At 36.0% G+C, this 26,853-nt stretch carries 26 protein-coding genes; 7 read left to right on the top strand and 19 right to left on the bottom strand.

All coding sequences use genetic code 11. The annotated features are described in order from the left end of the window. Positions 1-202: 202 nt before the first annotated feature. The 3 genes from LQV47_RS08355 to LQV47_RS08345 form a co-directional block, all read right to left on the bottom strand. On the bottom strand, positions 203-2,146 hold the full coding sequence (locus tag LQV47_RS08355) for an alpha/beta fold hydrolase (RefSeq protein WP_230035816.1): 1,944 nt from the start codon (positions 2,144-2,146) through the stop codon (positions 203-205). Between the two features lie 96 nt (positions 2,147-2,242). Next, positions 2,243-3,631, bottom strand: a complete 1,389-nt coding sequence (gene lpdA, locus LQV47_RS08350) for a dihydrolipoyl dehydrogenase (protein WP_230035813.1) — start codon at positions 3,629-3,631, stop codon at positions 2,243-2,245. A 226-nt stretch (positions 3,632-3,857) separates the two neighbouring features. After that, a complete protein-coding gene (locus LQV47_RS08345) occupies positions 3,858-4,121 on the bottom strand; it encodes a hypothetical protein (protein WP_230035811.1) in 264 nt (87 codons plus the stop codon). A gap of 792 nt (positions 4,122-4,913) precedes the next feature. Between LQV47_RS08345 and LQV47_RS08340 the strand changes: the two genes are divergently transcribed. Then, positions 4,914-5,486 (top strand): hypothetical protein, encoded by a 573-nt coding sequence (locus tag LQV47_RS08340; RefSeq protein WP_230035809.1) that lies wholly within the window; start codon positions 4,914-4,916, stop codon positions 5,484-5,486. Between the two features lie 58 nt (positions 5,487-5,544). On the opposite strand, the gene LQV47_RS08335 is transcribed toward LQV47_RS08340, so the two are convergent. The 9 genes from LQV47_RS08335 to LQV47_RS08295 form a co-directional block, all read right to left on the bottom strand. After that, entirely contained in the window at positions 5,545-6,993 is a 1,449-nt protein-coding gene (locus LQV47_RS08335) for an alpha-L-fucosidase (RefSeq protein WP_230035807.1), read from the bottom strand. Positions 6,994-7,041: 48 nt separating this feature from the next. Next, positions 7,042-7,941: a TIGR01777 family oxidoreductase gene (locus LQV47_RS08330; RefSeq protein WP_230035805.1), complete on the bottom strand. Its 900-nt coding sequence runs from the start codon at positions 7,939-7,941 to the stop codon at positions 7,042-7,044. Between the two features lie 39 nt (positions 7,942-7,980). Next, complete coding sequence (locus tag LQV47_RS08325) at positions 7,981-8,685, bottom strand: DUF2071 domain-containing protein (protein WP_230035803.1); 705 nt, start codon at positions 8,683-8,685, stop codon at positions 7,981-7,983. A gap of 44 nt (positions 8,686-8,729) precedes the next feature. Then, entirely contained in the window at positions 8,730-9,215 is a 486-nt protein-coding gene (locus LQV47_RS08320) for an SRPBCC family protein (RefSeq protein WP_230035801.1), read from the bottom strand. Between the two features lie 2 nt (positions 9,216-9,217). After that, the gene (locus LQV47_RS08315; protein ID WP_230035800.1) at positions 9,218-10,000 is read right to left on the bottom strand and encodes a fatty acid desaturase; all 783 of its coding nucleotides are present in this window, start codon (positions 9,998-10,000) and stop codon (positions 9,218-9,220) included. 10 nt (positions 10,001-10,010) lie between these two features. Beyond that, entirely contained in the window at positions 10,011-10,823 is an 813-nt protein-coding gene (locus LQV47_RS08310; protein ID WP_230035798.1) for a DCC1-like thiol-disulfide oxidoreductase family protein, read from the bottom strand. 5 nt (positions 10,824-10,828) lie between these two features. Then, positions 10,829-11,122, bottom strand: a complete 294-nt coding sequence (locus LQV47_RS08305) for a hypothetical protein (protein WP_230035796.1) — start codon at positions 11,120-11,122, stop codon at positions 10,829-10,831. Between the two features lie 208 nt (positions 11,123-11,330). Continuing rightward, on the bottom strand, positions 11,331-11,834 hold the full coding sequence (locus tag LQV47_RS08300; RefSeq protein WP_230035794.1) for a helix-turn-helix domain-containing protein: 504 nt from the start codon (positions 11,832-11,834) through the stop codon (positions 11,331-11,333). A 216-nt stretch (positions 11,835-12,050) separates the two neighbouring features. Next, a complete protein-coding gene (locus LQV47_RS08295; RefSeq protein WP_230035792.1) occupies positions 12,051-12,299 on the bottom strand; it encodes a sigma factor in 249 nt (82 codons plus the stop codon). A 599-nt stretch (positions 12,300-12,898) separates the two neighbouring features. Here LQV47_RS08295 and LQV47_RS08290 point away from each other — a divergent pair. After that, entirely contained in the window at positions 12,899-14,101 is a 1,203-nt protein-coding gene (locus LQV47_RS08290) for a C1 family peptidase (protein WP_230035790.1), read from the top strand. A gap of 424 nt (positions 14,102-14,525) precedes the next feature. Here LQV47_RS08290 and LQV47_RS08285 read toward each other — a convergent pair whose 3' ends face one another. Then, a complete protein-coding gene (locus LQV47_RS08285; protein WP_230035788.1) occupies positions 14,526-15,587 on the bottom strand; it encodes an NADH:flavin oxidoreductase in 1,062 nt (353 codons plus the stop codon). 164 nt (positions 15,588-15,751) lie between these two features. Between LQV47_RS08285 and LQV47_RS08280 the strand changes: the two genes are divergently transcribed. The 3 genes from LQV47_RS08280 (at position 15,752) to LQV47_RS08270 (ending at position 17,370) form a co-directional block, all read left to right on the top strand. Then, entirely contained in the window at positions 15,752-16,135 is a 384-nt protein-coding gene (locus LQV47_RS08280; protein WP_230035786.1) for a helix-turn-helix domain-containing protein, read from the top strand. A 100-nt stretch (positions 16,136-16,235) separates the two neighbouring features. Continuing rightward, positions 16,236-16,844, top strand: coding sequence for a hypothetical protein (locus LQV47_RS08275; protein WP_230035784.1), 609 nt, complete (start codon positions 16,236-16,238; stop codon positions 16,842-16,844). A 109-nt stretch (positions 16,845-16,953) separates the two neighbouring features. Beyond that, the gene (locus tag LQV47_RS08270; RefSeq protein ID WP_230035782.1) at positions 16,954-17,370 is read left to right on the top strand and encodes a carboxymuconolactone decarboxylase family protein; all 417 of its coding nucleotides are present in this window, start codon (positions 16,954-16,956) and stop codon (positions 17,368-17,370) included. Between the two features lie 83 nt (positions 17,371-17,453). Here LQV47_RS08270 and LQV47_RS08265 read toward each other — a convergent pair whose 3' ends face one another. Beyond that, positions 17,454-19,886, bottom strand: coding sequence for a thiamine pyrophosphate-dependent enzyme (locus LQV47_RS08265; RefSeq protein WP_230035780.1), 2,433 nt, complete (start codon positions 19,884-19,886; stop codon positions 17,454-17,456). 138 nt (positions 19,887-20,024) lie between these two features. Between LQV47_RS08265 and LQV47_RS08260 the strand changes: the two genes are divergently transcribed. Together LQV47_RS08260 and LQV47_RS08255 are read left to right on the top strand one after the other, a co-directional pair. Next, positions 20,025-20,318, top strand: coding sequence for a hypothetical protein (locus LQV47_RS08260; RefSeq protein ID WP_230035778.1), 294 nt, complete (start codon positions 20,025-20,027; stop codon positions 20,316-20,318). A 181-nt stretch (positions 20,319-20,499) separates the two neighbouring features. Continuing rightward, positions 20,500-21,291 (top strand): hypothetical protein, encoded by a 792-nt coding sequence (locus tag LQV47_RS08255; RefSeq protein WP_230035776.1) that lies wholly within the window; start codon positions 20,500-20,502, stop codon positions 21,289-21,291. Positions 21,292-21,347: 56 nt separating this feature from the next. Here the strand turns inward: LQV47_RS08255 and LQV47_RS08250 are convergent, their stop codons facing one another. From LQV47_RS08250 to queA, 5 genes are all read right to left on the bottom strand, one after another. Then, a complete protein-coding gene (locus LQV47_RS08250) occupies positions 21,348-22,325 on the bottom strand; it encodes a polyprenyl synthetase family protein (RefSeq protein ID WP_230035774.1) in 978 nt (325 codons plus the stop codon). 72 nt (positions 22,326-22,397) lie between these two features. Next, entirely contained in the window at positions 22,398-23,276 is an 879-nt protein-coding gene (locus tag LQV47_RS08245) for a hypothetical protein (protein WP_230035772.1), read from the bottom strand. A gap of 241 nt (positions 23,277-23,517) precedes the next feature. Continuing rightward, a complete protein-coding gene (locus LQV47_RS08240) occupies positions 23,518-24,468 on the bottom strand; it encodes a sterol desaturase family protein (protein WP_230035770.1) in 951 nt (316 codons plus the stop codon). A 74-nt stretch (positions 24,469-24,542) separates the two neighbouring features. Continuing rightward, positions 24,543-25,577, bottom strand: coding sequence for a 23S rRNA (adenine(2503)-C(2))-methyltransferase RlmN (gene rlmN, locus LQV47_RS08235; RefSeq protein WP_209801710.1), 1,035 nt, complete (start codon positions 25,575-25,577; stop codon positions 24,543-24,545). Positions 25,578-25,647: 70 nt separating this feature from the next. Beyond that, positions 25,648-26,697 carry a tRNA preQ1(34) S-adenosylmethionine ribosyltransferase-isomerase QueA gene (queA, locus tag LQV47_RS08230; protein WP_230035768.1) on the bottom strand — a complete coding sequence of 350 codons (1,050 nt, stop codon included), beginning with the start codon at positions 26,695-26,697 and terminating at the stop codon, positions 25,648-25,650. Positions 26,698-26,853: the final 156 nt, after the last annotated feature.

Raw genomic sequence — 26,853 nt, 5'->3', positions numbered from 1 at the left:
GAGAAAAACAGATTAATTTTTATAAATGTGTTGATTTTAAAATTATTTTAATAAAAAACTAGTATTTATGGTTTATAGGTTTATTTAATTTACTGGTATCATTTTTACCTTACTGTCTTCTCATTTTCTCTTGTCATAATAAAAACACTCCCATAAAAGTTTACGGGAGTGCTCTGTTTTCTTATTCAGATAAAAAAATGTTTTATTTCAACAGATATTCCTGCATAAATCTAATCATGGCAAGACGTTGAAAATCGATATTTTCTTTTTTTCTAAAACCATGGCCTTCATTTTTTGCTTCAAGGTACCAAACTGTTTTTTCCTGCCCCTTTAACTTATCCCTCATCTGAATAGCTTCTGATACAGGAACTCTGGGATCATTGGTTCCCTGAACGATAAACATAGGTTTTTTAATCTTATCGATATTATTCAAAGGCGCAATTTTCGTGAAAAATTCTGCCATTTTAGGAATTCTTTCATCTCCATATTCTACTCTTCTCAGGTCTCTCCTATACTCTTCAGTATTTTTAAGGAATGTATTGAAATCGGAAATCCCCACTACATCCATGGAACACCTGATTCTGTCGGCATACTCATACGCTGTAGCCAGGGTCATAAATCCTCCGTAGCTTCCTCCTGTGATCATAATCCTGTCTTTATCCAGATCCGGTTGCACTGCAATCCAATCCAGTAAAGCACCGATATCTTTTACAGAGTTCATTCTCAAATATCCGTTATCTGCGGCAATATAGGCCTTTCCAAAGCCTGAAGACCCTCTTACATTAGGTGCAATCACTGCGATACCCATTTCATTCGGAAAATAATTGGCCTGCCCAAGTGATGTGGCCATAGACTGCCCTTCAGGACCTCCATGAATTGAAATAAGAACCGGTCTTTTCCCTGTAAATTTTGCTGGTGCAGGATAGTAGAATCCTGTAATTTTCATACCGTCAAAACTTTTCCATTCTATCAGTTTTGGAATAGCCATGTCCGTAGGCTGCATTTCTCCCTGCTCACTTTCTGTCCATTTTTCAATATTTTGAGAGGCTATATCCATTTTATAGATATCAGATCCTGAATTAGCTGCAGATTGTGAGAAATAAAGAGATTTTCCATCTCCTGAAAATTTCCCTCCCCCAATAAGACCAACCGGAATATTGCTTACCGGTGTATATTTCTGGTTATCCGTATTCAATAAATACAGTTTGTTGATCCCACTCTCATTGGTAATGAAAGATAGTCTGGATTTATCTTTAGAAAGATCATAACCTTCTACATTCCACGGAATAGCAGTGGTCAGATAACTGATCTTTTTTGTTTTCACATTCAGAACGGCCAATCTGCTGAATTCATTATCCCTGTCTGTAATATAATAGATTTCATCAGGTTTTTTTCCAAAAGAAGCATTGAGCTGAACAATTCCTTTTTCTTTTCTGTCTGTAACAGGTTCTAATTTCTTTGTTTCTGTGTCGTAGATATACAGATAAGAATCATTGGCAGAAACATATTCTGTGATCAGCAACTTCTTATGATCATCAGAAATATCGCTGATTCCCCATCCTCCACCTTTAAGTTCCAAAACAGGCTTGGTTTCTTCGGGTCTTAGGGGATTCATATAATAGATATCACGGTCACCTCCATTTCTTTTGGTAGAGGTAAAATAAAATCCTGAACCGTCTTTTTTCCAGGTAATACCACCATTTTGGGTTCTTCCTCCATCGGTAAGCAGCTTGGATTTCAATGTCTTCAGATCTAATGTATACAGCTGCCCAAATTCGTTTCCTCCCGTATCTTTTGAGTAAACAAGATATTCCCCTTTCGTAGGCTCGTAAGAAGCAATATTAACAGGTTCATCAAAGAAGGTAACCTGTCTTCTGGCGCCCAGAGGCATAGAAATCTTATACAGCTGGTTAGTAGAGGCGAAACGGGTAACGGCAATGATTTCTTTTCCGTTAGGATGGATATCTGCCAAAGAAGCATTTCTGCTTTCAGAATATTTTTTAAGACTCTGGCCTAAACTTTTTGGGATTGGCAGAATATTTTGTGCAATAAGATTTTCATTGGGAGCTACAAATTCATTTTTTTCCTGTGCAGAGAAGAAGGCTCCTGCTAAAGCGAAAGCGGCTATGATAGATTTATTCCTCATGTTAATTTTTCACCGAAATTAGGTATTTTTAATAGAAAAACCACAGACAAAATCTGTGGTTTATAATATCAATAAAGAGTTTTGCTCTTTTGTATCTTAAATATGAATCACTTCACCGTAAGCTGCTGCTGCTGCTTCCATGATAGCCTCAGAAACAGTTGGGTGAGGGTGAACAGACTTAATGATCTCATGACCTGTAGTTTCAAGTTTTCTTGCTACAACAGCTTCAGCAACCATATCAGTTACTCCTTCACCAATCATATGACACCCTAACCACTCTCCGTATTTAGCATCAAAAATAACTTTGATGAAACCATCTGTATTTCCGTTTGCTGTAGCTTTACCACTTGCAGAGAGAGGGAATTTACCTACTTTAATTTCGTATCCTTTTTCCTTAGCCTGCTTTTCTGTAAGACCTACAGAAGCTACTTCAGGATGACAGTAAGTACATCCCGGGATATTACCATAGTCGATCTTTTCAACGTGCATTCCTTTGATTTTCTCAACACAAGTGATTCCTTCTGCTGAAGCTACGTGAGCCAATGCCTGAGTTGGGATGATATCCCCAATCGCATAGTAACCCGGTACTGAAGTTTCGTACCATTCATTTACTAAAACTCTTCCTTTATCTGTTTGGATTCCTACTTCTTCTAAACCGATGTTTTCGATGTTGGCAGCAATACCTACAGCAGATAATAGGATATCGGCTTCTAATGTAATATTTCCGTTAGCCGTTTTTACGGTAGCTTTTACTCCTTCTCCACTTGTATCAACGCTTTCTACAGAAGCATTGGTCATAATTTCAATTCCTGTCTTCTTCAGAGATTTCTCTAAGTGTTTAGAGATTTCTTCGTCTTCTACAGGTACGATATTTGGCATAAATTCTACAACAGTTACTTTTGTTCCCATTGTATTATAGAAATCGGCAAATTCTACTCCAATCGCTCCAGAACCTACAACGATCATAGATTTTGGCTGCTCAGGAAGAGATAATGCCTGTCTGTATCCGATTACTTTTTTACCGTCTTGTGGTAAGTTTGGTAATTCTCTTGAACGAGCTCCTGTAGCAATGATAATATGGCTTCCTGAATATTCAGTTACTTTACCATCTTTATCTGTAACAGAAACTTTTTTACCTTTCTGTACAGTTGCTGTACCAAGAATTACATCAATCTTGTTCTTTTTCATTAAGAATTCGATTCCTTTGCTCATTTTGCTGGCTACCCCACGGCTTCTCTGAATAACATTCGGGAATTCAAAGCTAGCTTCCACTTTATTCAATCCGTAATCTTCAGCATGGTTAATATAATGAAAAACCTGAGCAGATTTCAATAAAGCTTTAGTAGGAATACATCCCCAGTTAAGGCAAATTCCCCCTAAGTTTTCTTTCTCGATAATTGCGGTTTTGAAACCCAACTGTGCTGCTCTGATCGCAGTAACATATCCACCAGGACCACTTCCAATGACAATAATATCGTAATTCATTACTTTAAAAATTTTTATGCGAATTTAAGGAAAAATATTGGATGTTTCATGTTTCTGGAAATAGATGTAAAAATGCACCAGCAAGCTTATTTTATTTAAAATTAAATAAAATAAAAGCACAAAAAATCGCTCTTTTTCAACAAACAGCATTCAGAATTGAAAATTTCATAAAATAAAATAAGTAAAAACACACTTATCTCATTTTAATAAGTGTAAGAAATCTATATTATTTCATACTTCTAAGTAATCGTTTCTGGCTTTGATATTTTTTATTTAAAGCTTTTAACTGATCTCTTTTCATTTGTTTGGTGGCAAGCGGATGATTCAGAATTAATTTCTTTTCAGTATTGTATCTTTTATCGAGCTCACGCATTTTGGCATCTACCAATTCGGTTTTCGACGGATGCGGCGGAAGTGGAGGATGTTTTTGGGCTGAAACATGCATTGATAAACCTACGAACAACAGGGTGAAAATAAATAACTTATTCATGATGTTTATATTTTTAAAATGATTTTAATAAATTAATTATGTTTAATTAAATTCATTTTGGTTTATAATAAAAGTGCACATATCATACCATGATCAAAAATTACAACATAGAGTTTACAATCATTAAAAAACATCAACAATAGTTTATTTATAACTGATTATTTTCATCATATTATGATATTATAAAAATATTTAATTATTTGGGGAAGAAAATTATCAAATAACCCTCAAAAAAACAAAAAACGTCTTTCCATGTGATCTGTGAGAGAAAATAAAAATGCATCAATCATCGTCAATTACTATATTAATCAGTACTATAGCTATTATCTTACGATTTGGAATTTGCTGCAGACTTGTTTAAAAATAAGTCTAAAAAACATACATCACTTACATAGGAATTAAATTATTAAATTAGAAAATATGTAGCATAAAGTAAATTACGTATGTTTTTTTCATATTTTTGTAAAAAACAATTTTAAAAATATGAAAAAATACATTTCGATTCTCTTATTTGGGGCAGTAACCTTAAGTGCATAGGTTGGTATTAATACCACAACCCCCAACAGTACTTTAGCAATAAATGGTTCTCTGAGAGCAGGTTATAAAGAAGTAGCTACTACCACATATGCCATTACAGCTACTGACCACTATATTACCTACAACGGAACAGGTAATACCACTTTTACGCTTCCTGTTATTGGGAGTGGAACGGCCAGCTATACAGGTAGAATTTATAAAATTAAAAATATTTCTACCTCTAACCTTACCATCCAGCCTTCCGGAGGTAATACTTTGAGGATAGACAGTACTCCTGTTCCCTCTTTTGTAGTGCCGGTAGGAGCTTACGCAGAAGTGGTGAACAATGGGAATACCACCGGCGGAACCTGGGATCTCTCTTTCACGGTTCTTCCTAAGCCAAGTAATGTGGAAATTTATGGATCTCAATTGTCCATTCCTCCTCATGGAAACGGATCACCGGGAGTTGCAGACTGGTCAAACCATACCAATACTTCTTATGATACAGGATCCGGAACGGACCTATGGTGGCTTATCAGTAAATCATCCGTAACCAATGCCCATACAGCTTCTTATTCCAATACAAGCAGAATGACCATTGTTTATGAATATCAGGGAACTCCTTTCAATGTAACCAATATGTATCCTATTCTTACAGCGGGAAATAATTCAAGTTTTCCTGATGTATTTACGGCATCATTTGTAAGTCTTGCCAATAACGGAACCGGTGGAAAGACCAGACTTACGGTATCTGTTGCCCGTATAGACTTCATTGGAGCCAATGGTACCAACAACAGTAACTGGACTGGTACATTCTTACTGAACCTTCTGTTGGCAAGAAAATACTAAAAGATTCAAACATTATACCTTCAAAAGAGCAGCATAAATCTGCTCTTTTTATTTTGAATTACTGTTTGATCTGAATAACTGCAGCATATTTTAATGCGGCCCGGTCCTGCGGAAGCTTTACCTTAATTGTATTTCCATTTTTCTTCCATTGAACTGCAGAAGAAATCCCCAGAACTTTCAATGATTTTGGAGTGAATTGTTCCGGAATAGTAAAGATAAGCTCTGATGGAGCCTTGTATTCTGACTTTGACTGTGTATCCAAATGGAAAATATTTAATGTATGGCCATCTTTGCTCCGGGTATAGTAAAACTCTCCTTCATGATAAGGGGACACGCTTCTTGTTGCAAAAACCGCTGATTCATTTTTCTCCATCCAACCGGAAATTTCTTTTAATCGTTCATACACTACAGCATCGTAGTCGCCATCAGGGCCTGGTGCAATATTCATCAGGTAATTTCCTCCCCGGGAAATTATCTTTACCAGTGTTTCAATGATTTTTTGTGATGATTTATAATTGTCATTGGGAACATAGGAGAAAGAATCTCCCATAGTAATGCAGCTTTCCCAAGGGACAGAAAGTGCCTGTTCCGGAACCGCCTGCTCAGGAGTTATATAATTTTCCCATTTTCCGGAGACAGTACGGTCTACAATAATAATCCCGGGTTGATTTTTACGGGCCATTGCCCCTATTTTATCCATGTCAATATCCTGCTGCACCTTGATCGTCCTCTGCCACTCTACTTTCGGGTCTATGGTATTGAAAGGGCGAACCCAGCCCCCATCGAGCCAAAGAATATCGATTTTTCCGTAACCGGAAGTAATTTCATTCAGCTGGTTAAAAGTAAAGTTCTTAAAGCTTTTCCATTTTTCAGGATATTTCTTAGGGTCATAATTTACATTTCTGTCTTTTGGAGGAAAGTATGACCACCAATAGTCGTCGGAATGCCAGTCAGGTTTTGAAAAATAAGCGCCAATTTTAAAACCTTCTTTTCTGAAAGAATTAAAAATCTCTTTTGTTATGTCTGCCTTCGGATTCTTCGAAAACGGGGTTTTTGTTGATGTTATTTTGTAATCGGACTGTTGGGTATCAAACATGGCAAAACCATCATGATGTTTTGTTGTAAAAACCACATATTTCATCCCTGCTTTTTTTGCTGCATCTGCCCATTTCTGTGGATTAAACCCTATGGGATTGAAGGTAGTCTGAAGATTTTCATAGTTTTTCACATATTCATTATATGATTTCCCATGTTCGGGCTTTCTCTGCGTCCATGACTCATCTTCAGGACATAAGGTCCAGCTTTCAACAATTCCCCATTGGCTGTAAGTTCCCCAATGCATAAACAAACCGAATTTCAGATCCTGCCATTGTTCTAAATTCTGTACAACAACAGGATCTATAGGCTTTTGGTATCCTTCAGAAACATTATGGGCCTGTGATAAAAGCTTTGTGGCAATCAAAAATGAAGAAAGGACAATGATTTTTGTTTTTTGTCTGGCTGGCATAGAGGAATCGTTTGTGCTAATTTAACTATCTTTCCATAATATACAATATCAGGTTTTCAAAAGATGATGTATGGCTTCATCCATTCCCGGATAAGAAAAATTAAATCCTGTTTTACTCAGTTTTTCAGGATAAACATTCCGGCTTTTGAGTAACAGCTCGGTTTCTGTTTTCAGCAGAATAGAAGCTATTTCCAGCTGCCAAACCGGCGCATTAAGGCCAAAAGGAATATTCAGCTGTATTCTTAATTTTCTCATCATCTCTTCATTAGACACAGGATTTGGAGCTGTTATATTGACGGCCCCCGTCATGTTTTCGTGATCTATAATCCATTCCACAGCTTTACAGAAGTCATCAATATGAATCCAGCTTACCATTTGCTGACCCCGTCCCTGCTTACCTCCTAGTCCCAGCTTTGTAATCAGTTTTAATTTTGGAAAAGCACCTCCGTTATCCCCCAGGACAATAGAGGTACGGAGTGCTACTTTTCTGGTTTCATTGTTCTTAATGGTAAAGAACTCCTCTTCCCAACTCTTACAGATATTCATTGAAAAATCATCGCCTATTACTCCATTTTCTTCAGTATTCAAGTGCTTTTCTGAATGTACGTAGATGGTTGCAGAGCTTGCATTCAGCCAGATTTTCGGTTTATCCGAACAACTGTTTACGGCTTGCTGCAATACTTTAGTGCTTTCTATTCTTGAAGAATAAATCTCCTGCTTATTTTTCTCAGTATAGCGGCAGTCAACAGATTTCCCGGTAAGATTGATCAGAACATCTGCTTTTTCAAGGCTATTTTTCCATTCTCCTACAGTTTTTGCATTCCAGTACAGTTCATTTTTACGCTTGGGGTTTCGGGTTAAGATCAGCACCTTATTTCCTTTTTCTGTAAAATACTTTTCCAGGTTTTCGCCGAGAAATCCGGATCCACCTGCTATAATTATTTTCATTTTTTGAAGTTTAAAATGTTGTTTCTAAATACGGAATTCTTATCCTAAATATCTCTTTGTTTTTACTTTAATATCCGAGCCTTCCGCGAGCATTACTGAAACAGGCTTATGATGGTTCAGATATTCAAAATCCTGACCGTAGATTGTACTGAAATCAATTTCCAGCTCATGATCTTTTACCTGATAAAAATCCCATTTTGGGTGGCAGACTTCATATTCTGAGGTTTTATCATCTTTTTTTGTAAAGCCGTAATAATGCTCTGTGATAAATTCAAATTCAGAATCTGGCTCCATGGGCTGCGCAATATTGTCTGCCGTAATCTGAATAGAATGCCAATTTTTATCTTTCCACGAATATTTGATCAGCAGCTCATTTCCATCTTCGTAGATATTATTTTTCATGGGTAATGTATGATAGTTTTCTTTATAAATAGAATTAGCTACAAAACTTAAAGCCGGTTTAGGAACTATTTCTTTGATAAAGACCACTCCTCTTTTCCAAATTCCATGTTCTTTTTTCTTTACATAAAACCGCAGATTTACTTCTTCAAAATTTCTGTGAAAAGGAATCGGAAGGCCTAATAATTTTGTGTTTAAAAACATAAAGCCAACCAGACTTACATAACATTTCCCTTTATAAAAATCCAGTTCAGTACTTTCAGGTAAATAGCCCAACAATACTTCAGGATTGATTTCGTAATTAATGATGGCTAATTTCCGCCATTCGGCCTTTAAAAAATTCATAATTGTGTATTTTTTGATGATTATATTTTTGATATCATTTTATCCTATCCTTGAATAGACTGCTGCCCGTGGCTCATTGCAGATTCTTCTGCGATGGTTTTTATCATCTTATTTCTTTCCAGAAGGAAGGCTTTAAGGTAACGGGTGAGGTAGATTGTATTAAACAGCTTTCCTATGATTCCTAGTGGAGATTCAAATTCAAAGATATCTGTCATCACGGTTTTCCCTTCTATGTCTCTGAACCTATGCTGATGACGCATAGATTTAAAAGCTCCTTTCAACATGATATCAGTGAATTGATATGGTTTTTCCATACTGATGATCTTAGTGGTAAGCGTTTGATATATCCCCAGATGCTTTGCTCTCCAGGTTACGGTTTCATTTTCCTCAATTAAACCGGATGTACGCCCTGCAATTGCTTTTTCATGAGATATTGAAGTTGATTTCTGGTGCAGATCAATATCTCTGGCCAGATCAAAAACGCGGTGTATATCGGCATTGATCAGTGTTTCTAAATATATTCCAGACATGTTCAAAAAGTTTGTTTTTTATGTAATTCAGGTAAGGTTTTATCTATTCTTTCTGCCAATTCCGGGAGTTTAATGGTGGGAACTGCCGGAAAAAGATGATGTTCCATATGATAAAACATACTGAAGGTCAGTTTATTTTTCCAGAACCCTCGTTGCGTTCTTGCTACATTAGGGTTTTCATGAGTGTCGTGATGAACTGTCCACACTGCAAAAAAGGCCATCAAAAATTCACCAGAAAACATGATCAATATATGGTACATCAGAAAATGGATTTGAAAATAAAAGATAAAGAATGTAAAAACACCTATTGAAAGCAGCTCCAGCAACATATTTTTCACATATGTTTTATTTGCTTTTCTTAAAGTAATCCAGTGAATCAAAAACATATGTTCGGGGCCATATAGTATTGCCTCATACCATTTCATAGAAGCCGGTTTTCCTTCATAATCTTCTTCAGAGAGACAAAATTTATGATGCCTGATATGATTGAACTTTACAGCATGAATGGAAGCCATCATTAACATACTGTTCAGATACAATGACAGCCATGTCAACAACTTTCCGGTTCCTAATGAATTGTGAAAGCCATTATGTACCTGCCTCAATGCTGTCAGAAAATAAAATCCTGAAAATGGCAATGCGATCCAATAATATCCATGATACGCTAAAATCAGTGAAATAAAAAGCCATGGAAGGCTGATATTATTTTCAATCAGCATTTCTTTAACAGAAAGTTTTTTAAGATCTTTCCATTCTACCTGTCTGATAAGTTCAAGGTGGTTCATTGTCTTTATTTTAAAGGATTGTTAAAATAATGATAACCAAAGCTATCGTTCTGAATAGAATCCAGGAAATGGCAGGAGTATAGTTGAGCTTTAGTATTTTACATCTTCTCAAATGTTCCAGAAACATAATAAAGACAACTATCCCGAAATATATCATGTAAAAAACAGAACTAAAATCCGTCCATAAAGTCGGGATCAGAAGTAATGTTCCGATTAAAGAAACAGTCATCATATTTCCCAGGTAGTCCCAGATTTTATCTTTTAAATAGATTCTTAGAAAAATAGTCTGCCAGACAATCTGTCCCAGGCAAACGGCAAACTCTCTTAAAAAATTACGGTTTAAGTTCAGATCCAGTTTTCCGGAAAACATGCTTAAAATCCAGGCAGAGAAAACCGCAACAAAAGCAATATACAATAATCTGTATTTCAAGTTAAAATCAGGAACACAGGCATCTTCCGCATTATTTTTTACTGATGGAATAATTTGTTTTCTATTGTAAGAGACAAAAGAATAGAGTTTTTTGAAAAACCAATAAAGAGGTTGTAGTCTTACTATCTTTTCCAACAATGGGAAAGAATTCCCTATAATCAGAAGAAGGCTGTCTAATCCATAGATCACTTCATTGCTGTTATGGTTTACCAATACAATTTCATTTTTTGCCCGATGTAAATCTATCAGATCTTTATTTCTTACTGAGATTTCCGTAAAAGCTTCTCTGCCGTTTTCATCAAGCATCCCAGATTTTGTGAAGCCCTGGGAATATAGATTACACATCGGACATTCGTTGTCGTAGATTAGTGTATGGTTTTTTAAGGTTTTCATGGTCATTATTTGTAAAATTTATATGTTTTGTAACAGTCGTATACATAAAGTCCTGCCATTACAGGGCTGTATAAAAGAGCTGCAATTAAAATATATCCAAAAAAATCATTAAGAATTTTCTCTTTAAATAAGATCATTACAGTAATCCAGAAGGGTATCACTACTATTCCATAGGTGATATACCACACTGACTTTTTTATCCCAAGAAATAATTTTACGAGAAAAGTAATCAATTGTGGAATTCCTACTATAAAATAAAATAGTACCAGCCCGGATAAACCTCCCATTATAAAAGCCACAGGCCCAATTATTAAAAAAACATCTGAGTATAGAAGTCAATTTTTGTAAACTCTTTCATGATAATTATTTTTAATGAGTTCCTCTTTTTCTGAAATACAAAATCAGAAATAAATGAATGATAAAGTTTTTCATAATTATTATCTATTTAAAACTTTCAGTAATTTTTGAAAATTAAAATGAAATAAAAAAGGATTTTTCATCCTCTTTCTATTTCAGCAAGTTAGTAATCTTCCCTACCAGCCAGTGATCATCACTTTTTATGGCCAGATCCATAATATTGTTGATCTTCCCGGTGACAGAGCTGAAATCTTCCATTAATTTAATGAATTCTTTTGCTCCTTCTGTATCCTTATCTTCAATATTTTTTAGTTCTTCAAGGAAGGAAATTACAGGTTCAATTTCCCTTTTTCTACGCTCCTTGGTAATTTGCTTGAACAGATACCATACATCTTTTTCTGCAACGAAATATTCTTTCCGGTCTCCTTTAATAAATTCTTTTCTTACAATTCCCCAATCCATTAAGGCACGCAGATTCATATTGGCATTTCCTCTTGAAACTTCCAGCTGTTCCATTACTTCATCCGTAGACAAAGGTTTATCACTTGCCAACAGTAAGGCATGTACCTGTGCCATGGTACGGTTAATCCCCCAATTGGTAGCAAAGGTTCCCCAGGTCTGAATATATTTTTCTTTGGCTTCTGAAAGTTGCATTGTGTTTAGCTTTTCAATTTATATTACAAATCTAATTATATTTTTTGAATTTTCAATAATTTTTGAAAATTAATTTTAAAATAAAACAGACATCCTTTGGGAATGCCTGTTTACATCACTATTTAATTGTTTTATAGCTTTCTACCAATCTCATAAATTCCGCTCTGTACCCTTCTTCAGCTTTATTTTTGTTCTTCCAAAGAAATGAACATGACTTTATTGGTTCTGCAGACATTCATTCACTGCAATTTTCCTTGCCCAGGCTTCAAAGGTTTCAGGATTCTGAAGCTGGCCAATCTTTGTAAATATCTTGTAGAAGCTATCTGCCAATACCTCTTCAATATCTTCATCATTTTTCAGATAGCGTCTGCAGACAGCGTACAGTCTGCCCGCCATTTTCTCGTAGATCTTCCGCTGGGCATTGCGGTCATTACGCTGGCATGCTAATAATAATTTTCGTTCCATAGTCAGGAGTTATATCAGGATAGATGCAGAAACTTTTGAGTAGGTTGGAAACATGATAAACTTTTCCTAAAATAGAGTAAATATATGAATAGGCAAAGAACGCTGAGAAAGCAAAAAAACGGATCCGAGAACTCTAAAAAGAGATAAATGGAATGTATCAAATAATCCTGGATTTATCTTTTATGTTGACTTCCCGCCTGTTTAAACTAATTAAAAATTTAGTCACAAAAGCTGAATGAAACGTTATAAACACTTTAGTTTATTTTAAGTTTAAACTGATTGAAAATAAAAAGTACACTTAAGCAAAAAATTTTTGATTTTTTTAAAACTTACGTGAGCTTTAGTGAGCTTATTTTCATAACATTATTAAGTGTTCAAGAAACTTTGTAACTTTTGACTACGTCGAAATAACATTCATCGACTGAAAGGAGATAATCTTCGATTTGTGGTTAAAATAAAAAGTGTAAACAAGTTCATTATTAGCTTTTTTAATCATTTCTCTTTTTTTTATAAAAAAATTTCATTTTAAATTTAACTTTTCTCTCTGTAACAAATCTCTATTATCAACGACTATTAATACAAATAATCTTTTTATAGTAATGAAAAATGCGAAAATCGCATCATTGCTTTTTGTTTTGTCTGCAGGAAGTATGATGTTTGCCCAAGATGACTTAATCAATAAGTTAAAAAACAACCACTCACAAAATGCTAATTTTCAGTTCACAACGCTAAAGGACGTTGGTGCTACTTCTGTAAAGAACCAGGGTTCATCAGGAACTTGCTGGAGCTACTCAGGAAATTCTTTCCTTGAATCTGAAATGCAGAGAATGGGCAAAAAGCCTGTAGATCTTGCTGAAATTTTCACGGCCAGAAACTCTTATCATGATAAAGCAAAGTTATATGTTTTAAATAACGGAGCTATCAGTTGGGGTGACGGTGGAGAACTTCACGATGTAATCAATATGTACAAAAAGTACGGAGCTGTTCCTCAAGATGTTTATTCTGGATTAAAATCCGGACAAACGGTAAACAACTTCAAAGAAATGCAGGGGAAAATAAAGCCGGTATTGGATAGCCTGGTTCAGGCTTCTTCAAAAGGAAAACTTTCTGATAACTGGATGGATTCTGTGGATGCTATTCTTGATGAATATTTAGGAAAGGTACCTGCTAATTTTACATATGAAGGGAAAAACTACACTCCTAAAACATTCGCGAAAGAAGTGGTGGGAATTAATCCTGAAGATTATGTAGAATTATCTTCTTACAAAGATTATCCTTATTACCAGAAATTCGTAGTTCCAATTCCTGATAACTGGAGCCATGATTCAGACTGGAATGTTCCGATGAAAGATTTTACTTCTATCATCGACAATGCCGTAAATAAAGGATATTCTATCGGCTGGGCAACTGATGTTTCCGAGCCTTATTTCTCTTACAAAAATGGAGTGGCTTATGTTCCTGATATGGACTTAGAGCAAATTACTGCTGAAAATAAGCAGACGTTGTTTACAGAGCCTAAAAAGGATAAAACAATTACTGAAGATATGCGTCAGAAAGCTCTAAACAACCTTTCTACTACCGATGACCACGGTATGCATATCGTAGGTTTGGCCAAGGACCAGACCGGTAAAGAATATTATATGGTGAAAAATTCCTGGGGAGTTACCAATGACTTTGCAGGATACCTTTATGTATCAAGACCTTATGTTGAATATAAATCAACCGCTATTTTGGTTCACAAAAATGCAATTCCAAAAAGTATTCTGAAGCAGTTGAAACCAACAAAAAATATTGGTTTATAAGAAATCACTTCTGTCGTTATAAGGCAGTTTTAGATATTTAAATCTGTTAAAAACCCGCTCCCGGAAAATCCGGGAGCGGGTTTATTTTATTTTAACTGGTCCATACTAAGTGCTTTTTTTGTGCAAAATTATAAGTGATATGGCATATGTTAACTTATTTCGCACATAGTGCTAAAGAGTTCGGAAACCAATGTACTGGATTTGTGAATCTGCCCTACAGCATGTGGATACAGGATTAAAAATAGAACCGGCTTTCAGAAATTCTGAAAGCCGGTTCTTAATAAATAGGTGAAAAAATTAAATATAAAATAAAGTGAATTATGATGATTAAACCGAATGGTGAACCGTCAATTTTGCTTCGCAGTGAATAAAATATGCTGTTAAAAAATTGACAGCGAAACTCATTCCCTATTCACCACTCTATTTAAAATAATACGCCCATACTTTCTGCTGAGAAATCAAGAAGTTCTTCTGTGTTTCCTTCTTTGATTTTTTGGACCCATTGGTAATCCTGCAAGATTGCTCTTCCTACTGCCACAAGATCAAATTCTTCATGATCAAGTCTTCTGATCAGTTCTGTAAGGTCAGTTTTTTCTGTCCCTTTACCTGCAAAAGCATTAAGAAAATCTCCGTTTAATCCCACAGAACCTACCGTAATCGTTGGCTGCCCGGTAATTTTCTTAGCCCAACCTGCAAAATTTAAATCAGAACCCTCAAATTCAGGTTCCCAAAAACGGCGTTGTGAACAATGGAAAATATCTACTCCTGCCTCTTTTAAGGGCAATAACCATTCTTCCATTTCATTGGGAGTAAAAGCTAACCTCGTTTTATAATCCTGCTGTTTCCATTGTGAAAGACGGATGATAATGGTAAAGTCCTCTCCCACTGCTGCTCTGATGGCTTTTACTACCTCCACGGCAAATCGGCTTCTTTCTTTTAATGTTTTACCGCCATATTCGTCTGTTCTGGTATTGGTTACTTCCCAAAAAAACTGATCAATAAGGTAGCCATGTGCTCCGTGAATTTCAAGACAGTCGAATCCAAGGTCTTTTGCAGATTTCGCTGATGCCGCAAATTGGGCAATGGTATCCTGAATATCTTCAATCGTCATTGTAGAAGCTTTCTCCATAGCAACCAATGGATAATCTTCAGACATTCTTGTATCTCCTACATGCCAGATCTGTGGACCCATTTTGCCTCCATGTTGATGTACGGTATCAATGACGTTTTTCCATCCGTTTAAGGCTTCATTTCCATAAAAATCCGGGATATTCTGTAAATTTTTTGATCCGGGTCTGTTGATAACAGTTCCTTCGGAAAGGATCAATCCAACTTCTGAAGCTGCCCTTCTCCCGTAGTAGTCTGCTATATTCTGTGTAGGAACTCCATTATCAGACTGTGCTCTGGTCATAGGAGCCATTACGATTCTATTTTTAAGCTGTAAATTCTTATATTGAAACGGTTTAAATAATGACGATGTACTCATTTTTTAATATTGTTTTATAATTGTTACACAAAGTAACTAATAATAGTTCGTTTTTGTATCTTTTATTAAAAAAATAGTGGTAACTTCGCAGTAACTTACATTAGTAACATCAAAGTAACATATGGAATCTCAATTCTATATGTGCTTAAAATAAATATCTCCCTATGAAAAAGAATGAATTAATGCAATACAGCTGCCCATTGGGTAAGGCAATGGCTGCATTGGGAAGCAAATGGAAACCCATTATTGTACTGGTGATCAAAGACCGGAGATTACGCTTTGGAGAGCTTGCTGTGCGCATTAATGTTATTTCAAGAAAGGTGCTGACCGATCAATTACGGGAAATGGAAAGTGATGGCCTGGTGATTCGTGAAGAATTTAAAGAACTTCCTCCAAGGGTAGAATATTCCCTGACAGAAAAAGGACTGGCTTTACTGCCTATTTTATACCTGCTGGAGGAGTGGGAAGCAAAATACCAGGTTAAAGAATTGCCTACAAAGGATTGTAGCATGCTGAATAAAGAAAGTAAAAAGGCTGTTAATGTTTGACAGCCTTTAGTTTCATTTCAACTTATATTATCACTACTATAAAATTAAAATAACGTCATATATAATTTAATCATAAGCTATAAAGACAGTATATTTAAAAATGGCAGACGGGATACAGATTTTGAAAGACTTTGTTGGAAATACAATTTCTGAAAAAGATTTTGAGCAACAGCTTTATACCAATCCGGATTTAGAAAAAATCCTTTCAGACCCTAGCATTACTTGGCAAGGAACCTATTTACAGGATACCAATCCATTTTTATTTTTGGCAGAACAGGATTATAAGAGTTCTGTCGGAAAATTAAACGCCCATGGAGCTGTAAAGCTATTTCTTTCAAAAATAGGAGTTGAATTTACTTCTTCAACCGAATACTCAGATGAGTATAATCTGATTCTAAGTACAAGCCCCAAATATATAGATGCTGACCCAGACTTTATTGAAAAATACATTTTACCGGAAGATAAAACCCTTTCAAAAGCTGATCAAAAGCTCTATATGAAACAACGGTATGCTCATCTTTTTAAATATCAGACGAAACCTCCTCAATGGATACAAAATCCTAATTGGCCGATTAAAAACGACAAACCTTTCTTCTTTTTAGGACAAATAGACATTAAAGACTGTGATCTGTTCCACGATAACGGATGTGTTTACCTGTTTGTTGATCCTGAAACAGAAGCTATTGAGACGGTGAAACAATTTTATTAATAATTAGAGCTTCATCCAAGGGTACTTTCAAAAAGGTAAGTATAGAACGGAAAAGTAAGTATATAGCTATTGATGAGTTTATAGTGCAAATTTGTATAAAAATTCCATTATGAATTATAAAGAAATAGCTAAAGAAACCATTGGTCATCTGTATAAAGCACATACAAGCATCCGAAAATCCGGAATTGAAGAAAAGCTTATTGCCCTGGTAGAACTACGGATTTCACAGATCAATGGATGTCCCTATTGCTGCAGCTACCATGCTAAAGAGCTTCTCAATTTTGGTTTTGAGCAGGATGTTATTAACAGGCTACCCGGTTGGAGGCATACCCATGCATTTGATGCTAAGCAAAAGCTTGTTTTAAGCTGGGCAGAGGCTGTCATTCACCATACTGATGATTGGCATGAGATCAAAGAAAAACTGGCTGAACATTTTTCAGAGCGGGAGATTGTAGAACTGACAGCAAGTATCACTTTAATGAATACGCTGAATAAGCTACGGATCACTCTAGCTGAAGCAGATTAAAATTTCAGATCTACTTTTTATGATGAAAAACGGCGAGCTTTCAGAAATCTGAAAGCTCGCCGTTTTTTTATTTTAAACCCCAATTAGAATATCGCAGGATATTTCTGAGGATTTGTTTCGTTAAACATAGCATAGATCTTTTCTACCATATCATCTGTAGAAGGCTTGCTGAAGTAATCTCCATCACTTGCATACGCTGGTCTGTGATCATTGGCAGAGATCGTTAACGGATCTGAATCCAGATATCTGAATGCTTTCTGCTTTTCTAAGATCTGCTGTAAGATAAATCCTGTAGTTCCTCCTTCAACGTCTTCATCAATCACTACTAATCTGTTGGTTTTCTTTACACTTTCAGCAATTTCGTGAGATAAATCGAAAGGAATTAATGACTGAATATCAATAACTTCTGCAGAAATTCCTAATTTTTCCAGTTCAACAGTAGCTTCAGTTACCACTCTCCAGGTAGAACCATAAGTTACCAACGTAACGTCTTTCCCTTCTTTAGTCACTTCAATTTTACCTACAGGAACAGTGAATTCTCCTAAGTTATCAGGTTGTTTTTCTTTTAATCTGTATCCGTTCAGACATTCTACAATAATAGCAGGTTCGTCCGTCTGAAGCATTGTATTGTAGAATCCGGCAGCTTTAGTTAAGTTTCTCGGAACTAATACCAAGATCCCTTTTGAAAGGTTCAGAATCCCCGCCATTGGAGAACCTGAGTGCCAGATTCCTTCTAATCTGTGACCTCTTGTTCTGATGATTAGAGGAGCTTTCTGACCACCTTTTGTTCTGTACTGTACGGTTGCCAGATCATCACTCATTCCCTGTAAGCAGTAAAGGACATAATCCAGGTACTGGATTTCAGCAATAGGCCGTAGCCCTCTCATTGCCATACCAATCCCCTGACCAAGAATGGTAGCTTCACGAATTCCGGTATCAGCTACACGTAATTCGCCATACTTTTCCTGCATTCCTTCAAGCCCCTGGTTAACATCACCGATATTTCCGGCATCTTCACCAAATACTAAGGTTTCAGGATATTTTGTAAAAATTTTATCAAAGTTATTTCTTACCACTACTCTTCCATCTACATCTTCAGAGCTATCTGAGTATACAGGCTTGATTTCTTTTACATTTTCAGCCTTCCATTGTGACTGGGAGTACAGGTGGGAAGAATAATTGTCTTTTTCAATTTCAAAAACTTCATTGTACTTCTGCATCAGTTGATTTCTTTCTGCAGAATGCGTTCCTCTTGTTGCCAGTAAAGATTTTCTGATTAAATGGAAAACATCTTTTTTAGCTTTAGAAACCAGTTTATTAAATTGAGCAATATAAGTTTCAACTTCAGTATTCTGGCCTTTAAGATTTTCCACTAAAGGTAAAATAGACTGAACTAAATCTGTAATTGTTTTCTGGTAGCTGTCCCAAGCCATTTTCTGGCCCGCTTTTGCTATTTTTTTAGCCTCATCATCAATGGCATCCAGTTCTTCAACGGTAGCAATAACTTCGTCTTTACCATCAATTTCAATAGAATAGTTCAAAATCCATTCTTTGAATTTCACTAATCCATCGAATTGCGTTTCCCAAACAAGACGCTCTTCATTTTTATATCTTTCGTGAGATCCTGATGTAGAATGCCCTTGAGGCTGTGTAACTTCTATTACGTGAACGACTACAGGAACACTTTCTGTTCTTGCAAAATGCTCAGCTCTTGCATACGCATCCAATAAAGCAGGATAATCCCAGGCTTTTACCTGAATAATCTCGCAACCTTGGTTTTCTCCTTCTTTTCTTTGGAAACCGCTTAACATTTCACTGATGTCAGCTTTAGCTCTCTGATTTTTAGTAGGAACTGAAATTCCATAGCCATCATCCCAGATGGATACAATCATTGGAACCTGAAGTGCACATGCAGCATTCAAAGTTTCCCAGAAATGACCTTCTGCTGTAGAGGCATCTCCTATTGTTCCAAAAGCAATTTCATTACCTCCTTTCGAGAATTTCTCAGAACCTTCAAAGGATACACTTTTATACACTTTAGAAGCTTGAGCCAATCCTAATAATCTTGGCATTTGTCCTGCAGTAGGAGAAATATCAGAAGAAATATTTTTCTGTGCTGTAAGATCTTTCCAGCTTCCGTCTTCATTTAAACTTCTTGTTGCAAAGTGTCCGTTCATTTGTCTTCCGGCGGAAGCAGGTTCCCTTTCTACACTTGTATCAGCATATAGCTGTGCAAAGAAGCTTTCTACTGTCAAAGCATTTACTGCTAATGCAAAAGTCTGATCCCTGTAATATCCTGAACGGAAGTCTCCATTTCTGAAAACTTTCGCCATTGCCAACTGAGGAAGTTCTTTACCGTCTCCAAAAATTCCAAATTTAGCTTTTCCTGTGAGAACTTCTCTCCTTCCGAGATAAGACATTTCACGGGAGATCCTTCCTAACTTATAGTCTTCAAGTATCTGATTTTTAAAATCTTGAAAGGATATCTGCTGTGTTTCAATATAGGTTGTTTGCATAGCTAAGTAAAAAAGTTTTTTATTCTTCAAGTATTTTGCTAATATACAATTTTTAAATTAATTTTAATTTTTAATAATCTTTATTAAAAATTTGATAATAAAAAAAATTGTGCTTTATTTTGATAAAAATTGTAAAAGATGGAAAAAAAGTCCCCTCATATCCTTAATGCCTCAAGCAATCTTTTAGGATTCTCGCTGATCATTATCACTTCGCTAAAAATCACTAAAATCAGTCGCAATACATATTTAGACGAATTCGCCGGGCTTGCGTGCCTGCTTTTTGCATGCAGCTGTTTCTTTTCATTTCTGGCTATCAGAACAAAAGAAGAAAAGAAGGAAAGCCAGTTTGAGACTATTGCGGATTATTTATTTTTATTCGCTTTATTTTGTATAGTTCTAGCCGTTATTATTGTAACCATGAAAATACTTTAATTAATATTATTCTATTTATTAAATTAAAAACAGTTTAATATTACCAATTAATTAAGTAAACGTTAAAATTAATAAATAAAAACCATTTAAATAAGCAAAATAACTCACATATGAATGAAATACTTGTTTTTTAGCTGTCATATTTGTAATTTCACTCCTATAAATTTCAAAAAAAAACGAGATGAAAATTACATTATTAGTATTGGCAAATGCTTTGGCATTTCCTATGCTTACTTTTGCACAAGTAGGGATTAATACAAATAATCCACAGGCTGTTTTCCACGTTGATGCAGCAAAAGACAATCCAACAACGGGAAGTCCTTCTGTACTGCAGCAGGCTAATGATTTTGTTGTAACGGGAACAGGAAATACCGGTATTGGAACTACCATACCTACAGACAAACTGGATGTTGGCTCGGGAAATGTCAGAATTCGAAATATTAATTCCAATATTGGAGTGGGAGGAAACGACAGAGTTGTAGTAGCCGATGCAAACGGAGTATTAAAGACCATCAATTTTACAGATTATTCGTTATTTCATGCCCGTCTTACAGCCAGTCAAAGCCTTACAACCCTTTCTATTACTACGTTACTGTTTTCTACTCCGTTAGCAACTTCACCATTTTATTCTTATAATACGGGTACAGGAGTTTTAACGTTCAACCAGCCGGGCAATTATCTGATTACCCTGCAGGCCAGTTTCTCAAACGCGGCAGCCGGAACCCAGCTGCTTCTGGGAGTACGTCCTGTTCCTGATGCCAATTATCTGGGAAGGGGAAGCCATTATAACGCTACGGCAACCTCCGGAACCGTAGGAGAACTTATGAATTATACTACGATGCTTGTTATTCCTACTGCCGGTTATCAAATCCGTTTTACAGCTGCACCTAATCAAAACTGTACAGTTCTAGCAACGGAAACCGGAAGTACCGGAAGCGGGAACGTAACCAATGTAACGATTCAGAAAATTTAAAAGAAAAAATCGGAATGCAGTAAGCATTCCGATTTTTTTATTATTTATTTTAACTTTTAAAATTTTCTTTCGATAACATAGCTCAGCATACTGTGTAAAGAGCTTCGTGCTTCAGAGTCTGGAAATTCATTAAGAATATCTTTAGCCTTTTGCTGAAATTCTTTCATAGTTTTTACTGCATATTCTAATCCTCCGGAACTTTTAACAAATTCTATAAGTTCTTTTACTCTTTTAGGATTATTATTATAGCGTTTTATGGTATTAAAATAATATTTTTTATCCTTTTCGCTGGCTGTTTCCAGAGCATGAATCAAAGGAAGGGTCATTTTCTGCTCTTTAATATCAATTCCTACAGGCTTCCCAATTACATTAGAGCTTAAGAAGTCGAAAAGGTCATCTTTAATCTGAAAAGCCATACCGGTATAAGTACCGAAATTCTGCATTTTTTTAGCAAGTATTTCGTCTGCATTATTGGAAAGAACTCCAATTTCACAGCAGGCAGCAATTAAGGTAGCTGTTTTCTGACGGATGATTTCATAATAGACATCTTCTGTAATATCCAGTTTTCTGGCTTTTTCAAGCTGAAGAAGCTCTCCTTCAGACATTTCGCGAATTGTTCTGGAAATGACTCCCAATAAATCGTAATCTTTATGATCTGTAGATAATAATACTGATTTTGATAAAAGGTAATCCCCTACCAAAACAGCAATTTTATTCTTCCATAAAGCATTAATAGAAAAGAAATTACGGCGTTTGAAACTTTCATCCACCACATCATCATGGACTAAGGTAGCCGTGTGAATCAGCTCGATCATAGAAGCGCCACGATAGGTCTTTTCATTAACATTCCCCACCAGTTTGGCACAAAGAAATACAAACATAGGTCGCATCTGTTTCCCTTTGGTTGTAACAATAAAGCGGGTGACTTTATCTAATAAGGGAACTTTACTTTGCATTGATTCATAAAACTTCTGTTCGAAAAGCTTCATTTCCTCATTGATCGGTTGCTTAATGTCTTCTACAATGTTTGCCACAATCTGCGAATGCTGGGTGAATAATTATTTATTCTCACAAAGATAATTTTTTTCGGTCAATTTTAAGAAAAATTAATCTTTGAGTTTTTCTTTAGGAATAAAATAAAATGCCTGCTTTGTTCTCACTACTGAATATTTAAATTTTTCACCGGAAATATAAATCCCGTTTTCATCCACTGCTATTCCTTCTATCTGACCAATGGCCGTAGAGCTTCCAAGATAATAATGCTTTGGCTTTTCTTTAAAAAAGACACCTGGCTCTGTTTCTGTAAAAACATCCAGAAAAACCTCTGTTTTCTTGGTATAACCAACTAAATAAAGTTTCTTATCAAAGTAAGCAGCATCTGTTACCATGAAATTGGTTTTATAAGATTCAGCCTTCACAGCTCCTTGCTTTTCGTATACTTCGGGATCTATGGTATAATGGGTAGTGGCCTTTGAAGCCCATTCTTTTGTAAAGAGGTGAATTTTTCCATGGGCATATACCATGGCTTCTGCATCAAAATTTGTATTATAGTAGCTCGATATATAATCGGTCTGCTCCGGATAATGGAACAGAATTTCCTTTAATCTGCTGTTTTGCAGGCTGTCGTTCTGTACGGGCACTTTAAAAATCTTAAGATGCCTCCTGCTTCCGTCATTATTTCCAAAATCTCCTATATAAAAATGAGTACCATCATTGGTAAGAGCTTCCCAATCAGTATTTTTAGCATCAACTTTTAAAGTGTGTAAAATCTCTCCTGATGTTTTGCTGATCTCAAACAGCTCCGGGGTATTACCACTATCGTTGAAAGTATATAGTTTTCCGTTAAACATATTCAATCCGGAGGTTTCCTCAATTTTATGATCCAGATAGCTGGCTCTGTATTTTTTTATTTTCAGAAAATCAGTCTGCTGTGAAAATGCGGACTGACCAACGATAATACTAATAATCAGAAAGATTTTTTTCATAAGGCAAAAATAGAGCTTTAAGTTTAAATAGGGAGAAGACGAGATTCTAGGTGTAAGGTGTTAAAAATGTAGTTACTTTTTGATCATTGATTTTATTTTATGGAAAGAGCCACAAATTTGACGTGTGGTCATTCTCCTTCTCCAGAGGGTGGCAAATTGGAGATTTTACAAGGTAGTTTAAAAGAAAACGGGCCAAAAGCCCGCTCTCATGATAGATTTTTATTTAAAATTAACTTATAGGTTAAGCAATTTTCTGTTCTTCCTGATTTTGCGGCTGTTCTTTCTTTTTAGCCTGTCTTGCAAAATACTCTTTCTGATATTGTCTTACCGTTTTTCCCGTTCCGTCATGCCTCCATCCCGGAGAATTAAAAATATAATTGATTCTGTCTGTGAATTTTAATCCCGGTTGTTTAAGATCTTTCCAGATTTTTCGCCATTCATAAAAAAGAACGGTATCGGGTCTATTGTCCGGCATTTTGGGATAGATTCCGTATTTAATAGGAACATTAGGATCTTCTTTTTGAAAAGTACCGAACATTTTGTCCCAGATAATAAGACACATTCCCATGTTTTTGTCCAGATATTTAATATTGCAGGCATGGTGTACCCGGTGGTGAGAAGGGGTTACCAGAATATATTCCAGGATTCCCATAGTTTTCACGGTCTGTGTATGTACCCAGGTTCCATATACCTGCCCGATGGCATAAACCACCATGATATGCCAGGGATTAAAGCCCAAAAAGGCCAGAGGAGAAAAATATAAGTATCTGTAAAGTGGCTGCAAAACAGGGCTTCTGAATCCTGTTGTCAGGTTAAAATACTCTGAACTGTGGTGTGTAATATGAACAGCCCAGAATGCTCTGGAACGGTGATCCACATAATGCAGCACATAATAGGCAAAATCTGTAATAATAAAACAGATCAGAAAATACCAGATGCTAAAATCCCATGAGAAAAGCCTGTGGTGGTAAAAGAAAAACATTACCCCCATTGCAAAAGCTTTCATAATAAGATCGAGACCGAAATTCATCAATGCCAGATAAACATTGGTAACGAGATCTTTCCCACTGTATAATTTAGCTTCAGAAACATGGCTGTAAATCATTTCGGCCAAAATAACTGTAGCGTGAAGTGGAATTGACCATGCATATACATTTTCTAACCCATCTTCATTCATAAAAAAGTCCATCATCACAAAATAATTTATGCAAAGGTAGGGCTTTAGACAATGTAGCAAAGGGGGTTTTAACGTTTTTTAAGGAAATTTTAATCGGTCGCTTTATTGGCCAATTGTCCGCAGGCAGCATCAATATCACCACCACGGCTTCTTCTGACCATTACTGTAATTCCGGCATTTTCAAGCTGACGGATATAGTTTTCTTCCGCCTGTTTGTTGCACTGATCGTATTTTCCGTCTCCAATTGGGTTGTATTGTATAAGGTTTACTTTAGAAGGAACCTGTTTACAGTATTTGATTAAAGCTTTGATATCTTCATCCCCGTCATTGATTCCTTTCCATACACAATATTCAAAAGTAATGACTGAGCCTGTTTTCTGGTACCAGTACTGCAGGGAGTCCATGATATCCGTTAACGGAAATTTATCTGAGAAAGGCATAATCTCATTACGCTTTGATTCGATGGCAGAGTGAAGAGACAGTGCCAGTTTCACACGCAGTTCATCGTCAGCAAGCATTTTGATCATTTTAGGAATTCCAGATGTAGATACAGTAATTCTTCTTGGAGACATTCCTAATCCTTCTGGCTGGGTGATCTTTCTGATGGCTTCCACTACATTTTTGTAGTTCATCATCGGCTCTCCCATTCCCATGAATACGATATTGGTAAGGGGTCTCTCAAAATACATTTTACTTTGGCTGTCAATCAGGGCCACCTGATCCACAATCTCTGCCACTTCAAGGTTTCTCATCCTTTTCAGTTTGGCTGTAGCACAGAATTCGCAGTTTAATGAGCAGCCTACCTGTGAAGAAACACAGGCTGTAGTTCTTGTTTCTGTTGGAATAAGAACAGATTCTACCAATAATCCGTCATGGAGTTTTACTCCGTTTTTGATTGTTCCGTCGGCACTCTTTTGAAGAAGATCTACGGACACGGGATTAATGGTATATTCTTCGGAAATTTTTTCACGAAGTGATTTCGAAAGATTCGTCATTTCATCAATCGAGTGGAGATTTTTACTCCATAGCCAGTCATAGACCTGTTTCGCACGAAACGGTTTTTCTCCTAAAGATACGAAGTAGTCTTTAAGCTGGTCTAACGATAATATACGGATATCTTTCATTTCAGGTGATAGGTTGTAGATGACAGGTTGCAGCTGGACTAATAGCTGCAACCTATAACCTAATATCTTTTTATAGAATTAACATTGCATCACCGTAAGAATAGAATTTATACTTTTCTTTTACGGCTTCCTGATAAGCATGCATTACGAAATCTCTTCCCGCAAATGCAGCAATCATCATCAATAATGTTGATTTTGGTGTGTGGAAGTTGGTGATCATTGAATTAGCTACTCCAAAATCGTGAGGTGGATAAATGAATTTATTTGTCCATCCGTTGAAAGCAGAGATTTTTTTGTTTGAAGAAACAGAAGTTTCCAATGCTCTCATGGTAGTAGTTCCTACGGCACAAACTCTTCTGTGAGTTTCTACAGCTCTATTGATGATTTCAGCGTTTTTCTCATCAATGATGATTTCTTCAGATTCCATCTTGTGCTTGGAAAGATCTTCTACCTCAATCGGGTTGAATGTTCCTAATCCAACGTGAAGGGTAACTTCAGCAAAATCAATCCCTTTGATCTCCAATCTTTTCATTAGGTGTCTTGAGAAGTGAAGACCTGCCGTAGGGGCAGCTACTGCACCTTCTATCTTTGCATAGATCGTCTGATATCTCTCAGCATCTTCAGGCTCTACTGCTCTTTTGATATATTTTGGAAGCGGAGTTTCTCCTAATTCCTTTAGTTTTGTTCTGAATTCATCGTAAGAACCGTCGAATAAGAATCTTAAAGTTCTTCCTCTTGAAGTGGTATTGTCTATTACCTCAGCTACCAAAGATTCATCTTCAGTAAAGAATAATTTGTTACCAATTCTGATTTTTCTCGCTGGATCTACTAATACATCCCAAACACGAGTTTCTTTATCAAGCTCTCTTAAAAGGAAAACTTCAATTTTAGCTCCTGTTTTTTCTTTATTTCCATAAAGGCGTGCAGGGAAAACTTTGGTATTATTAAAAATAAATAAATCCTTCTCATCAAAATAATCCACAACGTCTTTAAATAATTTGTGCTCGATAGTTTCTGTTTTTCTATCAAGAACCATTAATCTAGCTTCGTCTCTGTGTTCTGATGGATGCTCTGCTAATAATTCCTCAGGAAGATCAAAATTAAAATCTGATGTTTTCATTTTAAATTACGGTTTAAAAATTATTGAAATTACAAGGTGTAATTTTCGGAGTGCAAATATACGACATTAAGCACCCCTTTGTCAAGTATTATTTACGATCAAATATAAAACCGTGATTATACGGGGATTTCGAAAGAAAAAAAAGATTTATTTTAG

It is taken from the genome of Chryseobacterium sp. Bi04, from assembly GCF_918698085.1.
GTDB lineage: Bacteria > Bacteroidota > Bacteroidia > Flavobacteriales > Weeksellaceae > Chryseobacterium.
The sequence above is the reverse complement of the archived record's forward strand: the minus strand, read 5'-3'. Positions and strand labels throughout refer to the sequence as shown.